This window comes from Parabacteroides sp. PFB2-10 (assembly GCF_029893085.1).
Lineage (GTDB): Bacteria > Bacteroidota > Bacteroidia > Bacteroidales > Tannerellaceae > QVMG01.
Window position 1 is genome coordinate 205489 of record NZ_JARXWI010000006.1, and the last position, 24767, is coordinate 230255.

Below are 24767 nucleotides of genomic sequence, written 5' to 3' on the forward strand. Positions count from 1 at the left end.
TAAATGATAGTTGTAGGCCTTTCTCCGTAGAGAAGGGTCTTTTTTATTTTAATGAAACGAAAACAAACAACGGTAGGATGAAAATAAAATTGCGCAGTTCACAAAGCACAGAAGGTCGACGGATGGCCGGCGCACGCGCCCTATGGCGGGCCAACGGAATGAAAGAAGAACAGTTTGGTAAACCGATTATCGCCATCGTAAACTCGTTTACGCAATTTGTACCGGGTCATGTGCATCTGCACGAGATCGGACAACGGGTGAAGGCGGCCATCGAGGCACAGGGCTGTTTTGCGGCTGAGTTTAATACAATCGCGATCGACGATGGCATTGCTATGGGACACGATGGCATGCTCTATTCGTTGCCCTCCCGGGATATTATCGCGGACAGCGTGGAATATATGGTCAATGCCCATAAAGCGGATGCGATGGTATGTATCAGCAACTGCGATAAGATCACACCGGGTATGCTGATGGCCTCTATGCGATTGAATATTCCTACGGTTTTTGTATCCGGAGGGCCGATGGAAGCTGGAGAACTGGATGGACGCTACCTGGATCTGATCGATGCCATGATCGAAGCGGCCGACGATTCGATCAGTGACGAACAGGTGGAGAAGGTGGAACGCTCGGCTTGTCCTACCTGCGGAAGCTGTTCCGGCATGTTCACCGCCAACTCCATGAATTGCCTGAATGAGGCGATCGGACTGGCGCTTCCGGGCAATGGAACGATCGTGGCAACACATGCCAACCGGACATCGCTCTTCGACCAAGCCGCCCGGCTGATTGTAGAAAATGCTTACAAATACTACCGCGACGGCGACGAATCGGTATTGCCCCGCAATATTGCCACCCGCCAGGCGTTTCTCAACGCTATGTCGCTCGACATCGCGATGGGCGGATCCACCAATACGGTGCTTCATCTACTGGCCGTGGCCCATGAAGCAGAAGTTGATTTCAGCATGCAAGACATCGACCGGCTCTCGCGCCAGACACCGGTGCTGTGCAAAGTGGCACCAAGCTGCGCGTATCATGTGCAGGATGTGAACCGCGCAGGCGGTATACTCGGCATATTGGCGGAACTCGACAAAGGTGGACTGATTGACGGATCGGTGAAACGGGTAGATGGACTGACCCTGTCGGAAGCGATTGATCAGTACGACTTGCTCTCGCCCAACCGAACTGAAGAGGCGGTAAAAATATATAAAAGTGCACCGGCGCACCGGTTCAACCTGGTGATGGGATCACAAGAGATGTATTATAAAGAGGTAGATACCGACCGGGCAACCGGTTGCATCCGCGATATGTCGCATGCCTACGTCAGAGACGGAGGATTGGCTGTATTGTATGGAAACATTGCCGAAGCCGGCTGCGTGGTGAAAACGGCAGGTGTTGACGAAAGTATCTTCCGCTTCTCAGGTCCGGCAAAGGTGTTCGACTCACAAGAGGCTGCCTGTGAAGGAATACTACGGGGCGATGTTGTCTCCGGTGATGTGGTGGTGATTATCTACGAAGGTCCTAAAGGAGGACCGGGTATGCAGGAAATGCTTTATCCCACCTCCTATATCAAGAGCCGCCACCTGGGCAAAGAATGTGCCCTGATCACCGACGGGCGCTTCAGTGGAGGCACTTCCGGACTCTCCATCGGGCATATCTCGCCCGAAGCGGCTGCCGGCGGTGCAATCGGGCTGGTCAAAGACCATGATATCATTGAGATAAACATACCGGAACGCACGATCAACGTAAAAGTAAACACGGAGGAACTGGCCGAACGGCGTGCAGCGGAAGAGGAGAGGGGCGCAAAAGCCTTTACCCCACCAACCCGCCAACGTGAAATAAGTAAGTCGCTGAAAGCCTATGCATCGATGGTCTCTTCGGCAGATAAGGGAGCGGTTCGTTTGATCGATTAATTCATAATTGCTTAACGCTTCGCTAAGCGATCATAATTGCTTAACGCTTCGCTAAGCGATCATAATTGCTTTACGCTTCGCTAAGCGATCATAATTCATAATTGATAATTCATAATTAAAACAATATGAGTTCACAAAAAATAACCGGGTCGGAAGCTTTATTGAAGACCCTGATAGCAGAGGGAGTAGATACGATATTCGGTTATCCGGGTGGGCAGGCTATTCCAATTTTTGATAGTCTGTATGATTATGAAGACCAGTTAAAGCTTGTATTGGTGCGTCACGAACAGGGGGCGACCCATGCGGCACAGGGCTATGCCCGCGTGTCGGGCAAGGTAGGGGTGACGCTTGTTACCTCCGGACCTGGAGCTACTAACACCATCACCGGCATTGCTGACGCGATGATGGATAGCACACCTATTGTTGTTATCACCGGGCAGGTGCCTTCGCCTCTGTTGGGAACCGATGCTTTTCAGGAGATCGATGTGATCGGCATTACGCAACCTATCACCAAATGGGCCTACCAGGTGCGCAAACCGGAAGAGATTGCCTGGGCTATCTCACGAGCATTCTATATCGCTTCTACCGGGCGTCCGGGGCCGGTTGTGATCGACCTGGCGAAAGATGCGCAGGTAGGACTGATCGACTATGCCTACGAAAAGGTGAATACGATACGCAGTTACCAGCCCTATCCGGATATTGATTTTACACAGATCCAGGCGGCTGCCGAGCTGATAAACAATGCCAAGAAGCCATTTGCGTTGGTAGGGCAGGGGGTAATCCTGGGACATGCGGAAGAGGCATTGAAAGCCATGCTGGAGAAAGCGAATATTCCTGCCGGCTTAACTGTATTGGGTCTTTCCGCTTTGCCAAGCGATCATCCGTTGAATAAAGGGATGTTAGGTATGCATGGTAATGTGGGTCCTAACCTGAAAACAATGGAATGTGATGTGTTGATCGCCATCGGTATGCGTTTCGACGACCGGGTAACAGGCAATCTGCAGACCTATGCCAAGCAGGCAAAGGTGATCCATTTCGATATCGACAACAGTGAGATCGGGAAAAATGTAGCCGTTGATGTGCCGGTTTGTGGCGATGCCAAAGAGACGCTTGCCGCCATAACCGAACTGCTTGATACGACCACCCATACGGAATGGATCGCTTCGTTCCGACAAGCGGAAGAAGAAGAGGATCAGAAGGTTATTCAAAAGGAGATTCATCCAACGGAAGGCTACCTGAAAATGGGCGAAGTGATCCGTCGCATATCGGAAGCCACTGGCCATAACGCGGTACTCGTGACCGATGTCGGGCAGAATCAAATGATGGGCGTGCGCTATTTCAAATACAACGAAACGCGAAGTGTAGTCACCTCAGGTGGCTTAGGCACAATGGGCTTCGGGCTTCCGGCAGCCATCGGCGCGAAGATGGGTGCGCCCGACCGCACGGTTTGCCTCTTTATGGGCGACGGTGGACTGCAAATGACTATCCAGGAACTGGGTACTATCATGCAGGAAAACCTAAATATCAAAATGGTGGTACTCAACAATAACTTCCTCGGCATGGTACGCCAGTGGCAGGAACTCTTCTTCAAAGAGAGGTATTCGGGTACAGTGATGGTCAACCCCGATTTTGTGGCCATCGCAAAAGCCTACGGAATAGGCAGCCGGTTGGTGGAGAAACGGGAAGAATTGGATGGGGCGATCGCAGAGATGCTCGATCATGACGGCGCCTATCTATTGGTAGCCAACGTAGAATCGCATGGTATGGTCTACCCGATGGTACCCGCCGGTGCCAGTATAACCCAGATTCTTTTGGGAGAATAACAAACAGGAACGGACAATTAACGCACAGCAAGATGGAAAAGAAATTATATACGGTGATTATTTTCTCGGAAAATACAGTGGGATTATTGAACCAGATCACCATCATATTTACTCGTCGTCAACTGAATATTGAGACTTTATCCGTATCTCCTTCGGCTATAAAAGGGGTTCATAAGTTTACAATTACTACTTTTGCAACCGAAGACATGATGGACAAAGTTGTAAAGCAGATCGATAAACGGGTGGATATCCTGAAAGCCTATTACAATACGGATGAAGATCTGGTGCATCAGGAGATCGCTCTTTACAAACTGAGTACAGATTTGTTTATCAAGATGCCCGGCGTGGAAGCCCTTATCCGCAAATACAATGCGCGGGTACTGGAAATCGATGAAGACATTGTCGTATTGGAAAAGAGCGGCCATTACGCGGAGACGCAGGCTCTCTTCAAGGAACTAAGCGAGACGATTGGTGTCCTGCAGTTTATCCGCTCCGGTCGTATTGCCATCACAAAAAGCAAAGTAGAGCGGTTAAGCGATATGCTGGCCACGATGGAACAGAAAGTTAATGATGAATGTTGAATGATGAATTATGATTGAGACGATATCATAATTCATAATTCACAATTCATAATTCGAAGACAATGAACAAAGTAGGTGAATTTCATTTTGTAACAGAAGAATATCTGTTGGATTTCAGAGGGAGGGTAACGATTCCGATGATCGGGAACTACCTGATCCATGCTGCATCCAATCACGCTTCTACCCGTGGGTTCGGTTATGGTGATATGAATGAGAAAAATACCGCCTGGGTATTATCGCGCCTGGCTATCGAGATTATGGAGTATCCCGAACGATCCGAAAAGATCACCCTATACACCTGGATCGACGAAGTAGGCAAACTGTTCACCAGCCGCTGCTTCGAACTACAAAACGAAGCGGGGAAATCGATCGGTTATGCCCGCTCTATCTGGGCGGCTATCGACATGGAGACACGTCGTCCGACCCTGTTGGATATAGAGGCGCTGGGAGTATATATTACAGATCGCCCCTGTCCTATTGAAAAACCGGGCAAGATTGCTCCCGTAGAGGGGAAAACGGAAGGCATTCCTTACGAGGTCAAGTATAGCGATATCGATATCAACGGCCACCTCAACAGCATCAAATACATGGAGCACCTATTGGATCTGTTCGATCTGGCGCTTTTCCGCGAGCATGAGATCCGCCGTTTTGAGATTGCTTACCAAGCGGAAGGTAAGTACGGCATGCCACTCACCCTACACAAAGGGGAACCGGAAAACGACAAATACGACATGGCTATCTGTCATGAAGGCAAAGCCATTTGCCGGGCAGCGGCAATATGGGAGTAATACACCTCTCCCCCTGCCCCCTCCCCACAAGGGAGGGGGGTAAGAAAGCAAAGAGATTATAATTTACAATTAACAATTAATAATTAACAATTCACAAAATGGCAATTATGAATTTTGGCGGGGTTCAGGAGAACGTAGTAACCCGCGAAGAGTTTCCGTTGGAAAAGGCAAGAGAAGTATTAAAAGACGAGACCATCGCCATCATTGGTTATGGCGTGCAAGGCCCTGGCCAGAGCCTGAACCTGCGCGACAACGGATTCAACGTGATCATTGGTCAGCGTAAAGGAGGTAAAACATGGGACAAGGCAGTAGCCGACGGTTGGGTGCCGGGTGAAACCCTGTTTGAAATAGAAGAGGCATGCGAACGCGCAACCATCATACAATACCTGTTGTCTGACGCGGCACAGATCGAAGTATGGCCACGCATCAAGCCATACCTAACCCCCGGGAAAGCACTTTATTTCTCGCACGGATTCGGTATCACCTACAAAGAACGTACCCACATCATCCCTCCGGCAGATGTGGATGTGATCTTAGTTGCACCGAAAGGTTCGGGTACTTCGCTTCGTCGTATGTTCCTCGAAGGACGTGGTTTGAACTCCAGCTACGCTATTTTCCAGGACGCGACCGGCAAAGCTTGGGATCGCGTAGTAGCATTGGGTATCGGTGTAGGTTCGGGTTATCTGTTTGAAACTACCTTCCAGAAAGAGGTGTATTCAGACCTGACCGGCGAACGTGGCACCCTGATGGGCGCTATCCAGGGTATTCTATTGGCACAATACGAGGTATTGCGCGCCAACGGACACACACCTTCCGAAGCATTCAACGAAACCGTGGAAGAACTGACCCAGTCGTTGATGCCTCTCTTTGCGGAAAACGGTATGGACTGGATGTATGCCAACTGCTCTACCACCGCTCAGCGCGGCGCGTTAGACTGGATGGGACCGTTCCACGATGCCTCTAAACCGGTTTTCGAAAAGCTGTACGCTGAAGTAGCCAACGGCAATGAAGCACAACGCTCCATCGACACCAACAGCAAGCCCGACTACCGCGAAGGATTGGAAAGAGAACTGAAGGCTCTGCGCGAAAGCGAAATGTGGCAGGCAGGCGCGGTGGTGCGCAAATTGCGTCCGGAGAACAACTAAGAAGACAAATGGATAATTGATAATGGGTAATTGATAGTGTGTCAATTACCCATTTCTTTTTTATCAATTATCAATTGTCAATTTGTATACAAACAGCGGATCATCATACAGATAAGACAATTGATAGATCCGTTGATTCTTTTCGTCGACAACAGTCGGCCCCCAATGATCCAGTTTGTATTTCCGAACGGGGTTTCCATGCCAGTCGAATTGCTCTACAAAGATATATCCATCCCCCTCACTATTCTCTTTGGTCACCTGAATAGGCGTCCGTCCGCTATAGGTTAGGTAAATATAATCTGCCGAACAAGAGGCGCCCCAGTAGAAGGTCACATTGTCGGGACCTAAAGTCACAATATCATTAGCCGCAACCACTCCCTCTTTGTTGAAATCAACCGCTTTGGTCACCCCCGTTTCCGTATCATAGAAAAGAATACGTTTGAAATACTTATAGGCATACACCAAGCGCTTGCCTTCGGGATGTGCTAAGAAATCGCCAATATAAGCCGACCAGCTCTTATGTTTTTCACTAAAGGAGATATTATACAACTGCTCCGTCTGCAACGAGTCGCCCACCATCTTAGCCCGAAAGAAGGCTCTTCCGCGCGGCACAATCTCGGTGTAATAATAGGTGTCGTCGTCGGTGGCAAACCCATAAATATCGCTACGAACCGCTTTCGGCACCTTCTCGAACTCCACACCCACAGATGTCAGCTCTCCGGCAAAATTGGCTTCGTAAAGTTCTTTCCGCGATGATTCATACACGTACGACAAGGCATCCTCTTTTCCTGTCGGGAATATGTGCGGATACAGAAACTCATTCGGCCCGTTTCCCCGTATGCCGAAGCTCGTGATATACTGAAAATCAGGCAAACGGAAAAGCATATACATGCCCGGATTCTCTCCACTCACATTCAAATTCTGCATCAGGAAGTAATCGTCTTTGACCAGCATCTCCGGTTCGGATACCTTGAAGGGTTCCGTATCCAACACCAATTGCGAGCCGGTCAGTTCAATGACCGCCCCAAAATCTTTCTCGTCGACCGTAACCATCCCCTCTTCCAGCGACTGCCATGTAGCCTTTTCCACTACGGGCTCTTGCGTCTCCACAACGGTTTCCGCCGATTTGCTGCCTGTTGTTTTATTCTTGTTCGACGTGCAACCTGCCGACAGAACGACCAAATAAAGAACAGCCACTACATAGATCCGTTTCATATTTCTTCTTTATTTTTTTTAATTTTCCTGTATTTGTTGAAGCAACTCAAGTACCAACCCGATCTGGCGCACCCGACTTTCTAATAGGCGGTAGTTTATCTTATCTGCCGTATCGGTCGTTTTATGATAATCCGGATGCAATCCCGAAGTAAAGAATAATGCCGGAACGCCTTTCTGTACAAAATTATAACTATCAGTCATACTATACAATGAAAACATGCCTCCTGTTTGGTTCAATGAATAGTCGATAAAGCAGTCGTCGTAAAGACTATCGGCCTTCAACAATACATCATGCAATTGCGGAAAACGATCCGATCCCAGGCAATAGATATAATTCTCTGCCGTCTCATGCTCGGCATCAACCCGGGAGATCATATCCATATTCAGATTGCAGAACACATTTTCTGCCTTGAAATCCGGATGATTGACATGCCATTTGGAACCAACCAACCCTTCTTCTTCCGCGGCAAACGCCAGAAATAAAAGCGTATAGGGCAAATCCTTCCTTCCGGCAAAGGCCTCGGCCAGTTCCAACATACCGGCCACACCGGAGGCATTATCGTCCGCTCCCGGATAATAATGCGCCTCTTTCTTTCCCAAGTGATCGTAATGGGCGGAAACAACAATCGTTTCTTCGCTCTTTCCGGGAAGCAGACCGACCACATTCGCTGTTGTGACCTCCTTTTGCGCTCTTTCGAACTTGATTTTCACCGGAACAACCGGAACATCCGTTATCTTATTCGTTTTGATATACTGCTCCAACTTGTTCTCCGGCATACCCATCAGCTCTTTTACTACAGCCACCCGAAGCACGTAGCTATTCAGGAACCGCATCGTATCTAACGCGATGGGTTGAACAAATGCATTCGGATCATTCGGCATAAAAAAGCGGTGGCGCAACGTATACTCTTTCATTCTGTCCCTCTCCGCATCAAAACGTGCCGGGCGATCGACCGGCACAACGATAAGCCCTTCCGCCTCTGTCTTCCGCAATAAAGAATATGCTTCTACACCGGTTTTATGATCAACGGAAAAGATCAGAACTATACGCCCTTTCAGATCAATGGATTCCAGCTCTTCCGGTCTGCCATATCCTCCGAAAACGACCTCCTTTTCCACCTCTTCATTATAATAGTTTGTCCCTTGAAACATAATCTCTTCATAGTCTTTGAAGCGTTTTCCGGACGCCGTTTCCAGATAGGTCTCGCCCCGGTAACTCTCCGTCAGGGAAAACTCCTCCAAACGGGTCTCTAGCCCTAAGCGCCTGAACTGTTCAGCTATATATTCAGCGGCAAGTCTTTTCCCTTCCGACCCGGTTCGCCGCCCTTCCAAAGCAGGCGATGCCAGTTTGGAAACATATTGCTTCAGATCCTTACGATCGATCTTTTTCGACAGGGTTTGTCCTTGTATGGAGAAAAGCAAGGAAAATAGAAAAAAGAACAAAAAAATAATCGGAGAATAGTTTGTTTTACGCATCATTTTGTTGGTTTACTTGATCACCCTACAATATTATGGAGAAATTCGCACAACGCATAATGTTTACCCAGCAAATCGGCGGATTTTTTGGATATGATTCGGATATTTAATGGAGGTGTGAATAAATGTTAAACTGGCTATTTCCGCCAAAACCCCCAATTTACGATTTGTAATTTCAGCGGGACTTTGCGCGCAAAAAAACGGGACTTCGGAGACAAACTCCCGGGAGAAACACTTTTTAACGTATGGGATTGTAAGTAAAAAGGGCGTTTTGCTTACAGTCCGTATTTTAACATTTCGAGAGTTAGGAGTGTGAAAATAGGTGGTGAGATCTTCAGATCGGAAAGAAATTGAAGATACAAGGTATATCAGATCAGTATCTAAAAGCTCCCCTTCTTAGAAAAGAAGGGGGGGACCGCTGCTTGCAGCGGTGGGGTAATTTGAATTCTTTATAAATGTTTTTCCTATTTCTTTGATAGTCACAAATACACAAAACAGAACAAATGTGTGATTTTAAATACAGCAAACTACCCCACCATCGCAAGCGATGGTCCCCCCCCTTCTTTTCTAAGAAGGGGAGCTTTGGATAGTGATTCCTATAATCTTCACATATTACATAATTTGAATATCCCTTTCTCCTATTTCCTTCCTCCTTCACATTTTACCCTATTCGACACTCTCCGTAGGCATTCCCAAGGGATACAATCTTTGCAGGCGTCGCGCTACGGCCTTCAGACTTGAAAACAAATTGCAAGATCACGCATCTAAATAGGATTGGCCGTAAAATAGTGAACAAAAGTTTGGTAAGATTAAAAACAATGCGTAATTTTGCTGCCCGTTTTATGGACGTAACTCATTATTAAAATAACATACAAATTTCATTATGATTGTAGTACCATTAAAAGAAGGCGAAAACATCGAAAAAGCGCTTAAGAAGTTTAAAAGAAAGTTCGAAAAGACTGGTATCGTAAAAGAACTGAGAAGTCGCCAGGCCTTTATTAAGCCCTCTGTAACAAAGAGAAAGCAGAACGCACGTGCTGCTTACGTTCAGAAGTTGCAGCAGATGGAAGACTAAAATTCTTCACCAAAACTTGCTTAATATAAATCTTATTGGTATATTCGTTGCATATTAAAGGATGCAACGAATATATGTTTATTGATGATTTTCTTGACTATCTCCAGTATGAACGGAGCTATTCCGAACACACACTTTTGGCATACAGGAAAGACCTGAGTCAATTCAGAGAATACGCGGAAATTCATCAGGAAGGTGTTTTTTCTCCTTCTACCATTGACAAGGATTTGGTGCGAAACTGGATCGTTTACCTATTGGACTCCGGCTTTTCACCTACTACCGTCAATAGGAAGTTAAGTTCTTTGAAATCCTTTTTCAAATACCTCATCAAGCAAAACGTCCTGTCAAGTAATCCGCTACGCTTATTAAACGGTCCGAAAACAAAAAAAGGGCTTCCGTATTTCGTAAAAGAAAAAGAGATGGAATTGTTGCTCGACAGCGATCATTTCGATGAGGACTTTGAAGGAGTAAGAGATCGGTTGATCCTTGAATTATTCTACGATACAGGTGTTCGCCTGTCGGAATTGACCTACCTGAAAGACAGCGACATTGATTTTGGTGCTATGTTGGTGAAGGTAAAAGGTAAACGAAATAAGGAAAGACTTATCCCTTTTGCCGAAGGTTTGAAAAGCTTATTACAGACATATATCGCATTACGCAATAGAGAGATCGGCATTGCTTCTCCGTCGCTTTTTGTAAAAAAGAATGGAGAGCCGGCAAGTACTTCCACTATATATAATATAGTAAAGAGGAATCTGAAGCAGATCCCGGCGTTGGGCAAATGCAGCCCGCACGTATTGCGTCATTCGTTTGCGACAAGCATGTTAAATAATGGAGCAGAGCTAAATGCCGTCAAAGAGATACTTGGTCACAGCAGTTTAGCCTCTACCAGTGTTTATACGCATACTACCTTTGAGGAATTAAAAAAAGTGTATCATGCTCACCCAAGAGCAAAAAAAGAAGGAGGTTCTTATGGAAATTAGAATTCAAGCGATTCATTTCGATGCTTCAGAACAACTGGAAGCATTTATCCAGAAAAAAGTATCTAAGTTACAGAAGTTCTACGATGACATACCATCGGCAGAGGTTAATCTGAAAGTCATTAAACCGGAAACAGCCAACAACAAACAGGCCGGTATATTGCTTAAGATCAAACATGGAGACTGCTTTGCCGAGAAAACAGCGGACTCGTTTGAAGAGGCTGTCGACGAATGCATTGTAGCGCTGGAAAAGCAATTAGCTAAAATAAAAGAAAAAATCCGGGCCAAATAAAAAAAAACAAATAGAAGTTTGGTATTAAAGAAATAATAGCTAAATTTGCAGCCGTTTCGCCCCAATGACGAAGCGGCTTCTCTTTTGGGGAGAGCGGTATCGCCTCTTTAGCTCAGTTGGCCAGAGCACGTGATTTGTAATCTCGGGGTCGTTGGTTCGAATCCGACAAGAGGCTCGAAGGCAAACAAGGTTTGCTAATTGATAATGGAGAATTGATAATTGATAATTAGAAGCTCTCCACTTGCATAGAAAACAAGGTAAAGCATATAAATGTTGACAGAGGTCAACGTTTTTCTTGAAATACTGATATAAACAACGATTAATTATCGATCGTTAATGATCAATTAGAAAAAGGGCAGTTACCAGAGTGGCCAAATGGGGCTGACTGTAACTCAGCTGTCTTTCGACTTCGGTGGTTCGAATCCATCACTGCCCACGTAAACAAATGGATAATTAACAATTGATAATGGATAATTCATTATTAATTTTTGATTATCAATTGTTACTTTGCGGAAGTAGCTCAGTTGATAGAGCATTAGCCTTCCAAGCTGAGGGTCGCGGGTTTGAGCCCCGTCTTCCGCTCTAAATTGCCTGTGTAGCTCAGTGGTAGAGCACTTCCTTGGTAAGGAAGAGGTCCCGAGTTCAAATCTCGGCACCGGCTCAAAAAGAGATTATAGAAAAAACATGATCATTCATCAAATAAAGAACAATTAAAGTTATGGCAAAAGAAAAATTTGAAAGATCGAAACCGCATGTTAACATCGGTACGATTGGTCACGTTGACCATGGTAAAACTACTTTGACAGCTGCTATCACAACAGTATTGGCAAAGAGAGGTCTTTCTGAATTGCGTTCATTCGATTCTATCGACAACGCTCCGGAAGAAAAGGAAAGAGGTATCACTATCAACACTTCACACGTTGAGTACGAGACTGCAAATCGTCACTATGCTCACGTTGACTGTCCGGGTCACGCCGACTATGTAAAGAACATGGTTACGGGTGCTGCTCAGATGGACGGTGCAATCATCGTAGTTGCTGCAACTGATGGTCCTATGCCTCAGACTCGCGAGCACATCCTGTTAGCTCGTCAGGTAAACGTTCCGAGACTGGTTGTATTTATGAACAAATGCGACTCTGTTGACGACGAAGAGATGTTGGAACTGGTAGAAATGGAAATGAGAGAACTTCTTTCTTTCTATAACTTCGACGGTGACGCTACTCCGGTTATCCGTGGATCTGCCTTAGGTGGATTGAACGGTGACGCTCAGTGGGAAGAAAAAATCATGGAGCTGATGGAAGCTTGCGATACTTGGATTCCGCTGCCTCCGCGTGAAGTGGACAAACCTTTCTTGATGCCGGTTGAAGACGTGTTCTCTATCACAGGTCGTGGTACAGTAGCAACAGGTCGTATCGAAACAGGTATCATCAAAGTAGGTGAAGAAGTTCAGATCATCGGTCTGGGAGCTGAAGGCATGAAATCTGTAGTAACAGGTGTTGAAATGTTCCGTAAGCTGTTGGACGAAGGCCAGGCTGGTGACAACGTAGGTTTGTTGCTGCGTGGTATCGACAAAAACGAAATCAAACGTGGTATGGTAATCACCCACCCGAACAAGGTAAAACCGCACTCTAAAGTAAGAGCTGAGGTATATATCCTGAAGAAAGAAGAAGGTGGTCGTCACACGCCGTTCCACAACAAATACCGTCCTCAGTTCTACATCCGTACATTGGACGTAACTGGTGAAATCACTTTGCCGGAAGGAACTGAAATGGTAATGCCTGGTGATAACGTATCTATCACTGTAGAATTGATCTACCCGGTAGCTTGTAGCGAAGGTTTGCGTTTCGCTATCCGTGAAGGTGGACGTACAGTAGGTGCAGGCCAGATCACAGAACTGTTAGACTAATAATTAGTTCAAAAATAAAGCCAGCCTTCGGGCTGGCTTATCTACGGAAGTAGCTCAGTCGGTAGAGCACTGGTCTCCAAAACCAGGTGTCGGGAGTTCGAGCCTCTCCTTCCGTGCAAAAAAAATCTATAGATTCGATGAAAAAGATAATCAACAATATTAAGGAATCTTATAACGAACTTGTTTATAAAGTTTCTTGGCCAACAAAAACAGAGCTCTCCAATAGTGCGGTAGTGGTATTAGTCGCTTCCCTTATCATTGCAGCACTTATCTTTGTTATTGACCTGGCTTTTGAAGGCGTGATGCGTATCGTCTACGAAAGAATCTTTTAATCGGTTTTAAGTATGTCTGATATCCAGAAAAAATTTTATGTTCTTCGCGCCATTAGTGGCAAAGAGAATAAGGTTAGGGAATACTTGGAATCCGAGATGAAAAATTCGGACTTGGGTGAATATGTGTCACAAGTTCTTATTCCCACTGAGAAGACTTTTACAGTACGTAACGGCAAGAAAGTAATGAAAGAAAGAGCTTACTTGCCGGGATATGTATTGGTAGAGGCCGCCTTGGTTGGGGAAGTCGCTCATCAATTACGCAACATCCCGAATGTGATTGGTTTCTTGGGGGGATCTGAAAACCCCATTCCTTTGCGCCCTGCTGAAGTAGCCCGTATCTTAGGTACGGTAGATGAACTGCAGGAACAACAGGAAGAGATGGACATCCAATTCTATGTTGGGGAAACCGTGAAAGTGACCTATGGTCCTTTCAATGGTTTTAGTGGCATAATCGAAGAGGTCAATGCCGAGAAAAAGAAACTCAAAGTGATGGTTAAAATCTTCGGACGTAAGACCCCGCTTGAGTTAGGTTATTTACAAGTAGAGAAAGAATAGTACTTTATTGTTACAAAAGTACTCCCCCTCTTTCTTAAAGTTATTGATGTTATATATTAAATTTAAGAAAAATGGCTAAAGAAGTTGCTGGACAAATCAAATTGCAGATTAAAGGAGGAGCAGCAAACCCTTCTCCCCCAGTAGGACCGGCTTTAGGTTCTAAGGGTATTAATATTATGGAGTTTTGCAAGCAATTCAATGCCAGGACTCAGGACAAGGCTGGAAAAGTATTACCTGTGGTAATTACTTACTATGCCGATAAGTCATTCGACTTTGTTGTTAAAACACCTCCTGTGGCAATCCAATTACTGGAAGTGTCCAAACAGAAGAGTGGCTCTGCAGAACCAAATCGTAAAAAGATTTCGGAAATTACCTGGGAACAGGTAAAAACGATAGCAGAAGACAAAATGGTCGATTTGAACTGCTTTACTGTTGAGTCAGCCATGAGAATGGTTGCCGGAACAGCCAGAAGTATGGGTATCACAGTAAAAGGAGAATTCCCGGGTAATAATTAAAAAAATCAATTGAGATGAGTAAACTTACAAAAAATCAAAAGTTGGCTTTAAGCAAGATTGAACCTGGGAAAATGTATACATTAAAGGAAGCATCTGCCTTAGTAAAAGAAATTACTACGACAAAATTCGATGCCTCAGTTGATGTGGACGTTCGCTTAGGTGTTGACCCCCGTAAAGCAAACCAGATGGTGAGAGGCGTTGTCTCTTTGCCGCACGGAACGGGCAAGCAGATCAGAGTTCTTGCATTATGTACACCTGACAAAGAAGCCGAAGCTACTGCAGCCGGTGCGGAATATGTTGGGTTGGATGAGTATATCGATAAGATCAAAGGCGGTTGGACCGACATTGATGTTATCATTACCATGCCGTCTATCATGGGTAAAATCGGTGCTTTAGGTAGAGTGTTAGGGCCTCGTGGCTTGATGCCTAACCCCAAGAGCGGTACGGTTACCAATGAGATCGGAAACGCTGTTAGAGAGGTTAAACAAGGTAAGATCGACTTTAAAGTAGACAAAACAGGTATTGTACATACATCTGTGGGTAAAGTTTCCTTTACTCCGGATCAGATCCGTGACAATGCCAAAGAGTTTATCGCAACGTTGATCAAACTGAAACCGGTAGCAGCAAAAGGTACATACGTTAAGAGCATTTATCTTTCAAGTACAATGAGTCCGGGTATTAAAATTGACCCTAAATCAGTTGAAGAGAACTAAAAAACAATTGAGCAATGAGAAAGGAAGATAAATACGCTATTATAGAGAAGCTTACGGCAACCGTAAAGGAATATCCTCATTTCTATTTGACTGATATCGAAGCATTGAATGCGGAGAAAACCAGCCAATTAAGAAAAGCTTGCTTCAAACAGGAAATCAAACTGATTGTTGTTAAGAATACGTTGCTGAAAAAAGCATTGGAAAACGTTGAAGGAGACTTCTCTCCGTTAGACGAATCACTGAAGGGTAATACAGCCATTATGTTCTCGCAGCAGGCTAATACCCCGGCCAAACTGATTAAGGATTTTACGAAAGGTGCAAAAAAAGGTGAAGTAGCTAAACCACAATTGAAAGCCGCATACGTGCAGGAAAGCTTCTATATTGGTGCTGAAAACCTCGATGCCCTGGTAAACATCAAGAGCAAGAACGAGCTTATTGCAGATGTTATCGCTCTGTTGGAATCTCCGGTGAAGAATGTTATTTCTTCTCTGCAATCAGGAGGTCAAACTCTTACCGGTATTTTGAAAACACTGGAAGAGAGATAAATTTCATATAACTTATTACTGATAAATAAACATTTAAATTATACAAAAATGGCAGATTTGAAAGCTTTTGCTGAACAATTAGTAAACTTGACTGTAAAAGAAGTGAGCGAACTCGCTACTATCCTGAAAGAAGAGTACGGAATCGAACCTGCTGCTGCAGCTGTTGCTGTTGCAGGTCCTGCAGCTGCTGCTGCACCGGCTGAAGAAGAAAAAACTTCTTTCGACGTAGTATTGAAAGCTGCGGGTGCTAACAAATTAGCAATCGTAAAATTAGTAAAAGAACTGACTGGTCTTGGCTTGAAAGAAGCAAAAGACTTAGTTGACGGTGCTCCAAGCCCTATCAAAGAAGGTATGGCGAAAGCAGACGCAGAAGGATTAAAGAAGAGCTTAGAAGAAGCAGGAGCAGAAGTTGAGCTTAAATAAAATTCATAGCCTGTTAAGCAGGTAGGTGGTTAAGAGTCTGCGATCAAAAGGAGACTCTTAACCTTTTTGCGTCTATATTTTCATTAAGTTCAATAAAATCCTTACAGATGTCTTCAACAACTGACAAACAAAGAGTTAACTTCGCTTCGATCAAGAATCCACTGCCTTATCCGGATTTTCTCGAAGTACAATTGAAGTCATTCCAAGACTTTCTACAACTTGACACAGCTCCCGAAAAACGTAAGAAGGAGGGATTATATAAAGTATTTGCAGAGAATTTCCCGATCGCAGATACACGCAATAATTTCGTGTTAGAGTTTTTAGACTACTACATTGATCCGCCCCGTTATACGATCGAAGAGTGTATTGCGAGAGGATTAACCTATAGTGTTCCCTTAAAAGCTAAGTTAAAGCTGTATTGTACAGACCCGGATCACGAAGATTTCGATACCGTTATCCAGGATGTATATCTGGGACCTATCCCATACATGACCGAAAGAGGAACCTTTGTTATCAATGGAGCTGAACGCGTCGTTGTTTCTCAGTTGCACCGTTCGCCCGGTGTATTCTTCGGACAAAGCACGCATGCAAACGGAACAAAACTCTACTCAGCCCGTATTATCCCGTTTAAAGGATCCTGGATCGAATTTGCTACAGACATCAACAATGTCATGTATGCCTATATCGACCGTAAAAAGAAATTGCCAGTAACTACCCTTTTGAGAGCGATCGGCTTTGAAAGCGATAAAGATATTCTCGAAATATTCAATCTGGCGGAAGAGGTTAAAGTAACGAAGACAAACCTGAAAAAGCTTATCGGACGTAAGTTGGCTGCTCGTGTACTGAAGACCTGGGTAGAAGACTTTGTGGATGAAGATACCGGTGAGGTGGTTTCTATTGAACGTAATGATGTTATCATCGATCGTGAGTCTATTCTGGATCAGGATAACATCGAAGAAATTCTCGAATCGGGAACTCAACATATCTTATTGCATCGGGAAGATCAGAATCTCTCCGACTATGCTATTATATATAACACACTACAAAAAGACCCGAGTAACTCGGAAAAAGAAGCCGTCCTGTACATTTACAGACAGCTGCGTAATGCAGACCCGGCTGATGACGCCAGTGCTCGTGAAGTAATCACAAACCTCTTCTTCTCAGAAAAGCGTTATGACCTGGGAGAAGTTGGGCGTTACAGAATCAATAAAAAATTAGGCCTTTCTACCAGCGACGACGTAAAGGTATTGACTAAGGAGGATATCATCGAGATCATCAAATACTTGATTGAATTGATCAATTCAAAAGCGATTGTGGATGATATCGACCACCTTAGTAACCGTCGTGTGCGTACGGTAGGGGAGCAGTTATATAATCAATTCGGTATCGGATTGGCACGTATGTCCCGTACGGTTCGTGAACGTATGAACGTACGCGATAATGAGGTATTTACACCGATCGATTTGATCAATGCGAAGACAATTTCTTCCGTTGTCAACTCTTTCTTCGGAACAAACGCCTTGTCGCAGTTTATGGATCAGACCAATCCGCTGGCTGAGATCACTCACAAACGTCGTCTGTCGGCATTAGGCCCGGGTGGTCTTTCCCGTGAACGTGCCGGTTTCGAGGTGCGTGACGTACACTATACACATTATGGTCGTCTTTGTCCGATTGAAACACCTGAAGGACCGAATATCGGTTTGATCTCCTCGCTTTGTGTGTATGCCAAGATAAATGACCTCGGCTTTATATCTACGCCTTATCGTAATGTAACCGATGGAAAGGTAGACTTCTCAGAAGAAGGATTACAATATTATACGGCTGAAGAGGAAGAGAAACTGACTATTGCCCAAGGGAATGCTCCTCTGGATGCGAAAGGCCGCTTTATCCGCGACAAGGTGAAATCACGTTTGGAAGCTGACTTCCCGGTTGTGTCACCGGCAGAAGTGGATCTGATGGACGTCTCGCCGACGCAGATTGCCTCTATTGCCGCCTCTTTGATTCCGTTCTTGGAACATGACGATGCCAACCGTGCGTTGATGGGATCTAACATGATGCGCCAGGCAGTTCCTTTGTTGCATGCCGACGCTCCTATTGTTGGTACCGGTATTGAGAAACAAGTTGCACGCGACTCACGTACTCAAATCGTTGCCGAACGTGAAGGAGAGGTGGTTTATGTAGATGCAACGACTATTAAGATTAAATATGATCGTACGGAAGATGAAGACTTCGTGAGCTTCGACGATGCGGTTAAATCTTATATTATTCCTAAGTGGAGAAAGACAAACCAAAGCACCACTGTTGACTTGCATCCTATTTGCAAAGTCGGTCAACGGGTTGTTGCCGGAGATGTGCTCACCGAAGGGTATTCTACTCAAAACGGCGAATTGGCACTTGGACGTAATGTCATGGTGGCTTACATGCCTTGGAAAGGGTACAACTATGAGGATGCGATCGTATTGAACGAACGCATGGTACGTGAAGATTTCTTTACCTCTGTGCATGTAGACGAATACATCCTCGAGGTACGTGAAACCAAACGCGGTATGGAAGAATTGACTTCCGATATCCCGAATGTGAGCGAAGAAGCAACAAAAGACCTGGATGAAAGAGGTATTGTTCGCATCGGAGCGCGTATCGAACCCGGAGATATCCTGATTGGTAAGATCACTCCGAAAGGGGAGTCCGATCCTTCTCCGGAAGAAAAACTGCTTCGTGCTATCTTCGGAGACAAAGCAGGAGATGTGAAAGATGCTTCTTTAAAAGCAACTCCTTCTCTGCGAGGAGTGGTGATCGATACAGCTCTCTTCTCAAAAGCGGTTAAGAAACGCAAGTCTCGTTTGACAGACAAAGCGATTCTTCCCAAATTGGATGAAGAGTATGATACCAAACTGGCTGAACTGAAAGCCAAATTGGTTGAAAAGTTAGTTGTTCTTACCAATGGTAAAACCTCTCAGGGAGTGAAAGACTTTATGAATGTGGAAGTTGTTACCAAAGGGAATAAATTCACCCGTAAAGTATTGGAAGACCTTGACTACAGTGCCGTACAAGTAAGCAAATGGACAGCTGACGAACAAAAGAACGAACTGATCAAACAGGTTATTCTTAACTATTTGAAAAAGTTCAAAGAGTTGGATGCCGAGTTGCGTCGTAAGAAATTCGACCTTACGATCGGTGATGAGCTTCCGACAGGTATTGTTCAGATGGCTAAAGTATATATCGCTAAGAAACGTAAGATCCAGGTGGGAGATAAAATGGCAGGACGCCACGGAAACAAAGGTATTGTTTCTAAAATCGTTCGCCAGGAAGATATGCCGTTCCTCGAAGATGGAACACCGGTTGATATCTGTTTGAACCCGCTGGGTGTACCTTCCCGTATGAACCTCGGACAGATTTTTGAAGCTGTACTGGGTTGGGCCGGACGTAAGCTGGATGCCAAATTCGCTACGCCGATCTTCGACGGTGCCTCATTAGACGATTTGAATGACTGGACTGACAAAGCAGGTATTCCTCGTTACGGAAAGACCTATCTGTATGATGGTGGAACCGGAGAACGATTCGACCAACCGGCAACCGTAGGTGTTACCTACTTCCTGAAACTGGGTCACATGGTTGATGACAAGATGCACGCACGTTCAATCGGTCCGTACTCTTTGATTACTCAGCAGCCATTAGGTGGTAAAGCTCAATTCGGGGGACAACGTTTCGGAGAAATGGAAGTTTGGGCGCTCGAAGCATTCGGCGCTGCTCATATCCTGCAAGAAATTCTTACCATTAAGTCGGACGACGTTGTCGGCCGTTCCAAAGCATACGAAGCCATTGTGAAGGGAGATCCCATGCCACAGCCGGGCATCCCTGAATCATTGAACGTATTGCTCCACGAACTTCGTGGTCTTGGTCTGAGTTTTACGCTGGACTAATTATCAATTATCAACTCTCAATTCTCAATTAGAAGAATATGGCTTTTAGAAAAGAAAATAAAATAAAGAGTAGCTTTTCAAAGATTACAATCGGTTTAGCTTCCCCGGAAGAGATTCTTGAGAACTCAAGCGGTGAAGTATTGAAACCGGAAACGATCAACTATCGTACCTATAAGCCTGAACGTGATGGTTTGTTCTGCGAGCGCATTTTTGGTCCGATCAAGGACTACGAATGCCATTGTGGTAAATACAAACGTATCCGTTACAAAGGAATTGTCTGCGATCGTTGTGGTGTGGAAGTTACGGAAAAGAAAGTGCGTCGTGAACGTATGGGACATATCCATTTGGTTGTGCCGGTGGCACACATCTGGTATTTCCGTTCACTGCCCAATAAGATCGGTTATCTGTTAGGTGTACCTACCAAAAAGCTCGATTCTATTATCTACTACGAACGCTATGTCGTTATCCAGCCGGGAAGTGTTGACTCCGTAGCCGAATTGGATCTCTTGTCGGAAGAAGAATATCTGGATATCCTGGATAGTCTGCCAAAAGAAAACCAACTGCTCGACGATACCGATCCCAATAAGTTCATTGCCAAAATCGGTGCTGAAGCGGTATACGACCTGTTGCAACGTCTTGATCTGGATGCTCTTTCTTATGACCTGCGTCACCGTGCCAGCACGGACTCTTCGCAGCAGCGTAAGAACGAAGCCCTGAAACGTCTTCAGGTGGTTGAGTCATTCCGTGCGTCACGCAACCGGAACAAACCGGAATGGATGATTGTAAAGGTGGTACCGGTTATTCCGCCCGAACTGCGTCCGTTGGTGCCGCTGGATGGTGGACGTTTTGCTACCTCCGACCTGAACGACCTCTACCGTCGTGTGATTATCCGTAACAACCGTCTGAAACGACTGATCGATATCAAAGCGCCGGAAGTGATCCTGCGTAATGAAAAACGTATGTTGCAGGAAGCTGTCGACTCGTTGTTCGACAACTCACGCAAATCGAGCGCTGTGAAAACAGATGCCAACCGTCCGTTGAAATCACTCTCCGACAGTTTGAAAGGGAAACAGGGACGTTTCCGTCAGAACCTACTCGGTAAACGTGTTGACTACTCAGCCCGTTCGGTAATCGTGGTAGGTCCGGAATTAAAAATGCATGAATGCGGTTTGCCTAAAAACATGGCAGCCGAACTTTATAAACCATTCGTTATCCGTAAACTGATCGAACGCGGCATCGTGAAAACGGTGAAATCCGCTAAGAAGATCGTCGACCGGAAAGAACCAGTGGTATGGGATATTCTGGAATATGTAATGAAAGGACATCCGGTGCTTCTGAACCGTGCCCCGACATTGCACCGTTTGGGTATCCAGGCTTTCCAACCCAAATTGATCGAAGGAAAAGCTATTCAGCTACACCCGTTGGCGTGTACGGCGTTCAATGCCGACTTCGACGGTGACCAGATGGCTGTTCACTTGCCATTAGGCAACGAAGCTGTTCTGGAAGCGCAAATGCTGATGCTTGCATCGCATAATATCCTTAACCCGGCCAATGGGGCGCCTATTACCGTACCTTCTCAGGATATGGTTTTGGGACTCTATTATATCACCAAACTGCGTAAAGGAGCTAAAGGTGAAGGCCTTACTTTCTACGGACCGGAAGAGGCAACCATTGCTTACAATGAAGGCAAGGTAGCTATCCATGCCCCGATCAAGGTATATGTACAGAACGTAGACAGCGAAGGTAACCCCGTTCGCGAAATGATCGAAACTTCTGTAGGACGCTTGATGGTGAATGAGTTTGTTCCTGAAGAGGTAGGTTATGTCAACGAGATCCTGGGTAAGAAATCACTGCGTGATATCATTGGTAAAGTGATCAAGACATGTGGTGTGGCTCGTACGGCTCAGTTCCTTGACGATATCAAGAACCTGGGTTACCAGATGGCTTTCAAGGGAGGTTTGTCGTTCAACCTGGCCGACGTATTGATCCCCGAAGAAAAAGAAACATTGGTTGCCGAAGGCGACGAGGAAGTGGCACAGATCCTGGCCAACTACAATATGGGATTCATCACCTTCAACGAACGTTACAACCAGATCATCGATACCTGGACCCACGTTAACAGCAAGCTCTCTAATATCCTTATTAAGAAGCTGGCCGACGACAACGATGGTTTCAACTCGGTTTACATGATGATGGACTCCGGTGCCCGTGGATCGAAAGAACAGATCCGTCAGCTGTCCGGTATGCGTGGATTGATGGCGAAACCGCAAAAGAGTGGTTCTGACGGCGGACAGATCATTGAGAATCCGATTCTTTCTAACTTTAAAGAAGGATTGTCGGTGCTCGAGTACTTTATCTCTACCCACGGTGCCCGTAAAGGGTTGGCCGATACGGCTTTGAAAACGGCTGACGCCGGTTATCTGACCCGTCGTCTGGTGGACGTATCACACGATGTGATCATCAACGAAGAGGACTGCGGTACGCTGCGTGGCCTGGTTTGCACAGAACTGAAAAACAATGAAGAGGTGATCGCCTCTTTATACGAACGTATACTCGGACGTGTCTCTGTACACGACATTCAACATCCGCTGACTGGCGAGATCATTGTCAATGCCGGAGAAGAGATCCGCGAAGATGCGGCCGATAAGATCCAGAACTCTCCGATCGAGAGTGTTGAGATCCGTTCGGTACTTACCTGTGAATCGAAGAAAGGGGTATGTGCCAAATGTTACGGACGTAACCTGGCAACCGGTCAAATGGTTCAGAAAGGTGAAGTGGTTGGTGTTATTGCCGCCCAGTCTATCGGTGAACCGGGAACCCAGTTGACACTGCGTACGTTCCACGTTGGGGGTATTGCCTCCAACATCGCAACGGAAAACAGTATCGTATCCAAATACGACGGTATCCTTGAAATTGAAGAACTTCGTGCCGTTGACGCAGAAGATGCTACCAATAAGAAACATCAGGTAGTCGTTAGCCGTCTGGCTGAAATGCGTATCGTCGATCCGAATACCAACATTGTCCTGTTGACCCACAACATTCCTTACGGTTCTAAACTCTTCTTCAAGAGTGGAGATAAGGTAAAGAAGGGCGACACAATCATCGAATGGGACCCGTTCAATGCCGTTATCGTATCGGAAGTTTCCGGTAAGGTAGAATTTGAAAACGTGATTGAGGGTAACACCTATAAGGTGGAAAGCGATGAGACGACCGGTTTGAAAGAAAAGATCATCATCGAATCGAAAGATAAAACAAAGGCTCCTGCTGCCCACATTGTGGACGAAAACGGCAACCATCTGAAGAATTATTCTTTGCCGCTGGGATCTCACGTAATCATCGAAGAAGGCGATATGATCAAGGCCGGTGAAGTATTGGTGAAAATACCTCGTGCTGTTGGTAAGACTGGTGACATCACCGGAGGTCTTCCGCGTGTAACCGAGTTGTTCGAAGCACGTAACCCGTCTAACCCGGCTGTCGTATCTGAAATCGACGGTGAAGTTGGATTCGGTAAGATCAAACGTGGTAATCGTGAAATCACCGTAACCTCTAAGCTGGGTGAAGTGAAGAAATACATGGTGCCGCTGTCTAAGCAGTTGCTTGTTCAGGAAAACGACTATATCCGTGCGGGTATGCCGTTGTCCGATGGAGCTATCACTCCTTCCGACATTCTGGCAATCAAAGGTCCGACGGCTGTTCAGGAATACATCGTGAACGAAGTTCAGGACGTATATCGCCTGCAGGGTGTGAAGATCAACGACAAACACTTCGAAGTAATTGTACGTCAGATGATGCGCAAGGTAGAAGTTGTCGATCCGGGAGATACCCGCTTCCTCGAACAACAGGTGGTTGACAAACTGGAAGTTATGGAAGAAAACGACCGTATCTGGGGCAAGAAAGTGGTGCTCGACGCGGGCGATTCACAGACCATGCACGCCGGACAGATCGTTACCGCCCGTAAGCTGCGCGATGAAAACAGTATGTTGAAACGCCGTGACCTGAAACTGGTAGATGTGCGCGATGCTGTTCCGGCAACCGCCAACCAGATCCTGCAGGGTATCACCCGTGCCGCACTGCAAACCACCAGCTTTATGTCGGCTGCTTCCTTCCAGGAGACAACGAAAGTATTGAATGAAGCAGCTATCAACGGTAAAGTAGACCGCTTGGAAGGCCTGAAAGAAAACGTAATCTGTGGTCACCTGATCCCGGCAGGAACCGGACAGCGTGAATTCGACAAATTAGTTGTCGGAGCCAAAGACGAATTCGATCGCATCTTTGCCAACCGCAAAAATGTCGTAGACTTCAGCGCAATCGAAGACGAAGACTAATCATACGAAGCGAATCCTATCTTATATAAAAGCTACCGGAAGTTTTTCCGGTAGCTCTTTTTTTGTTTAAAAGAGGAGATATCTTGCGTATCCGGTGAATCCTGATTCAGACACCTACGAAAACGTAAACAAACGTTAATTTACCAGTTTTCGACAAAACCCCCAATTTACGATTTGTAATTTCCGCCCGACTTTGCGCGCAAAAAAGCGGGACTTCGGAGACAAACTCCCGGGAGAAACACTTTTTAACG

19 protein-coding genes and 5 tRNA genes are annotated in these 24767 nt (G+C 45.7%); 22 read left to right on the forward strand and 2 right to left on the reverse strand.

The window, feature by feature from the left end:
• Window positions 1-77: 77 nt before the first annotated feature.
• The 5 genes from ilvD to ilvC all read left to right on the forward strand — a co-directional run bounded on the left by ilvD (window position 78) and on the right by ilvC (window position 6244).
• Window positions 78-1907, forward strand: coding sequence for a dihydroxy-acid dehydratase (ilvD, locus tag M2137_RS07540; RefSeq protein WP_280765850.1), 1830 nt, complete (start codon window positions 78-80; stop codon window positions 1905-1907).
• Between the two features lie 125 nt (window positions 1908-2032).
• Window positions 2033-3730, forward strand: coding sequence for a biosynthetic-type acetolactate synthase large subunit (gene ilvB, locus M2137_RS07545; RefSeq protein WP_280765851.1), 1698 nt, complete (start codon window positions 2033-2035; stop codon window positions 3728-3730).
• Between the two features lie 32 nt (window positions 3731-3762).
• The gene (gene ilvN / locus M2137_RS07550; RefSeq protein WP_280765852.1) at window positions 3763-4311 is read left to right on the forward strand and encodes an acetolactate synthase small subunit; all 549 of its coding nucleotides are present in this window, start codon (window positions 3763-3765) and stop codon (window positions 4309-4311) included.
• A 62-nt stretch (window positions 4312-4373) separates the two neighbouring features.
• Window positions 4374-5099, forward strand: coding sequence for an acyl-ACP thioesterase domain-containing protein (locus M2137_RS07555; RefSeq protein WP_280765853.1), 726 nt, complete (start codon window positions 4374-4376; stop codon window positions 5097-5099).
• A gap of 98 nt (window positions 5100-5197) precedes the next feature.
• Window positions 5198-6244 carry a ketol-acid reductoisomerase gene (gene ilvC / locus M2137_RS07560; protein ID WP_280765854.1) on the forward strand — a complete coding sequence of 349 codons (1047 nt, stop codon included), beginning with the start codon at window positions 5198-5200 and terminating at the stop codon, window positions 6242-6244.
• 63 nt (window positions 6245-6307) lie between these two features.
• Here the strand turns inward: ilvC and M2137_RS07565 are convergent, their stop codons facing one another.
• Together M2137_RS07565 and M2137_RS07570 are read right to left on the reverse strand one after the other, a co-directional pair.
• Window positions 6308-7459, reverse strand: a complete 1152-nt coding sequence (locus M2137_RS07565) for a BF3164 family lipoprotein (protein WP_280765855.1) — start codon at window positions 7457-7459, stop codon at window positions 6308-6310.
• Window positions 7460-7477: 18 nt separating this feature from the next.
• Window positions 7478-8938 (reverse strand): M20/M25/M40 family metallo-hydrolase, encoded by a 1461-nt coding sequence (locus tag M2137_RS07570; protein ID WP_280765856.1) that lies wholly within the window; start codon window positions 8936-8938, stop codon window positions 7478-7480.
• Window positions 8939-9818: 880 nt separating this feature from the next.
• Here M2137_RS07570 and rpsU point away from each other — a divergent pair.
• The 17 genes from rpsU (at window position 9819) to rpoC (ending at window position 24516) form a co-directional block, all read left to right on the forward strand.
• On the forward strand, window positions 9819-10010 hold the full coding sequence (rpsU, locus tag M2137_RS07575) for a 30S ribosomal protein S21 (RefSeq protein ID WP_280765857.1): 192 nt from the start codon (window positions 9819-9821) through the stop codon (window positions 10008-10010).
• A gap of 74 nt (window positions 10011-10084) precedes the next feature.
• Entirely contained in the window at window positions 10085-10993 is a 909-nt protein-coding gene (locus tag M2137_RS07580) for a tyrosine recombinase XerC (protein ID WP_280765858.1), read from the forward strand.
• Entirely contained in the window at window positions 10983-11282 is a 300-nt protein-coding gene (raiA, locus tag M2137_RS07585; RefSeq protein ID WP_280765859.1) for a ribosome-associated translation inhibitor RaiA, read from the forward strand. The genes M2137_RS07580 and raiA overlap by 11 nt, the downstream gene beginning before the upstream one ends.
• Before the next feature lie 101 nt (window positions 11283-11383).
• Window positions 11384-11457 (forward strand) — tRNA-Thr (locus M2137_RS07590).
• Between the two features lie 178 nt (window positions 11458-11635).
• Window positions 11636-11718: transfer RNA gene (locus M2137_RS07595), tRNA-Tyr, on the forward strand.
• A gap of 73 nt (window positions 11719-11791) precedes the next feature.
• Window positions 11792-11864, forward strand: a tRNA-Gly gene (locus M2137_RS07600).
• Between the two features lie 7 nt (window positions 11865-11871).
• Window positions 11872-11943 (forward strand) — tRNA-Thr (locus M2137_RS07605).
• A 57-nt stretch (window positions 11944-12000) separates the two neighbouring features.
• Window positions 12001-13188 (forward strand): elongation factor Tu, encoded by a 1188-nt coding sequence (gene tuf / locus M2137_RS07610; RefSeq protein ID WP_280765860.1) that lies wholly within the window; start codon window positions 12001-12003, stop codon window positions 13186-13188.
• Between the two features lie 43 nt (window positions 13189-13231).
• A tRNA-Trp gene (locus M2137_RS07615) sits at window positions 13232-13304 on the forward strand.
• Window positions 13305-13325: 21 nt separating this feature from the next.
• Window positions 13326-13520: a preprotein translocase subunit SecE gene (secE, locus tag M2137_RS07620; RefSeq protein ID WP_280765861.1), complete on the forward strand. Its 195-nt coding sequence runs from the start codon at window positions 13326-13328 to the stop codon at window positions 13518-13520.
• A 12-nt stretch (window positions 13521-13532) separates the two neighbouring features.
• A complete protein-coding gene (gene nusG, locus M2137_RS07625) occupies window positions 13533-14075 on the forward strand; it encodes a transcription termination/antitermination protein NusG (protein WP_280765862.1) in 543 nt (180 codons plus the stop codon).
• 71 nt (window positions 14076-14146) lie between these two features.
• A complete protein-coding gene (gene rplK, locus M2137_RS07630) occupies window positions 14147-14590 on the forward strand; it encodes a 50S ribosomal protein L11 (RefSeq protein WP_280765863.1) in 444 nt (147 codons plus the stop codon).
• Window positions 14591-14604: 14 nt separating this feature from the next.
• Window positions 14605-15303: a 50S ribosomal protein L1 gene (gene rplA / locus M2137_RS07635; RefSeq protein ID WP_280765864.1), complete on the forward strand. Its 699-nt coding sequence runs from the start codon at window positions 14605-14607 to the stop codon at window positions 15301-15303.
• 14 nt (window positions 15304-15317) lie between these two features.
• Window positions 15318-15848, forward strand: a complete 531-nt coding sequence (gene rplJ, locus M2137_RS07640; RefSeq protein ID WP_280765865.1) for a 50S ribosomal protein L10 — start codon at window positions 15318-15320, stop codon at window positions 15846-15848.
• Between the two features lie 48 nt (window positions 15849-15896).
• Complete coding sequence (rplL, locus tag M2137_RS07645; protein ID WP_280751029.1) at window positions 15897-16271, forward strand: 50S ribosomal protein L7/L12; 375 nt, start codon at window positions 15897-15899, stop codon at window positions 16269-16271.
• A 107-nt stretch (window positions 16272-16378) separates the two neighbouring features.
• On the forward strand, window positions 16379-20191 hold the full coding sequence (gene rpoB / locus M2137_RS07650) for a DNA-directed RNA polymerase subunit beta (RefSeq protein WP_280765866.1): 3813 nt from the start codon (window positions 16379-16381) through the stop codon (window positions 20189-20191).
• A 38-nt stretch (window positions 20192-20229) separates the two neighbouring features.
• Window positions 20230-24516 (forward strand): DNA-directed RNA polymerase subunit beta', encoded by a 4287-nt coding sequence (gene rpoC, locus M2137_RS07655; protein WP_280765867.1) that lies wholly within the window; start codon window positions 20230-20232, stop codon window positions 24514-24516.
• Window positions 24517-24767 lie beyond the last annotated feature (251 nt).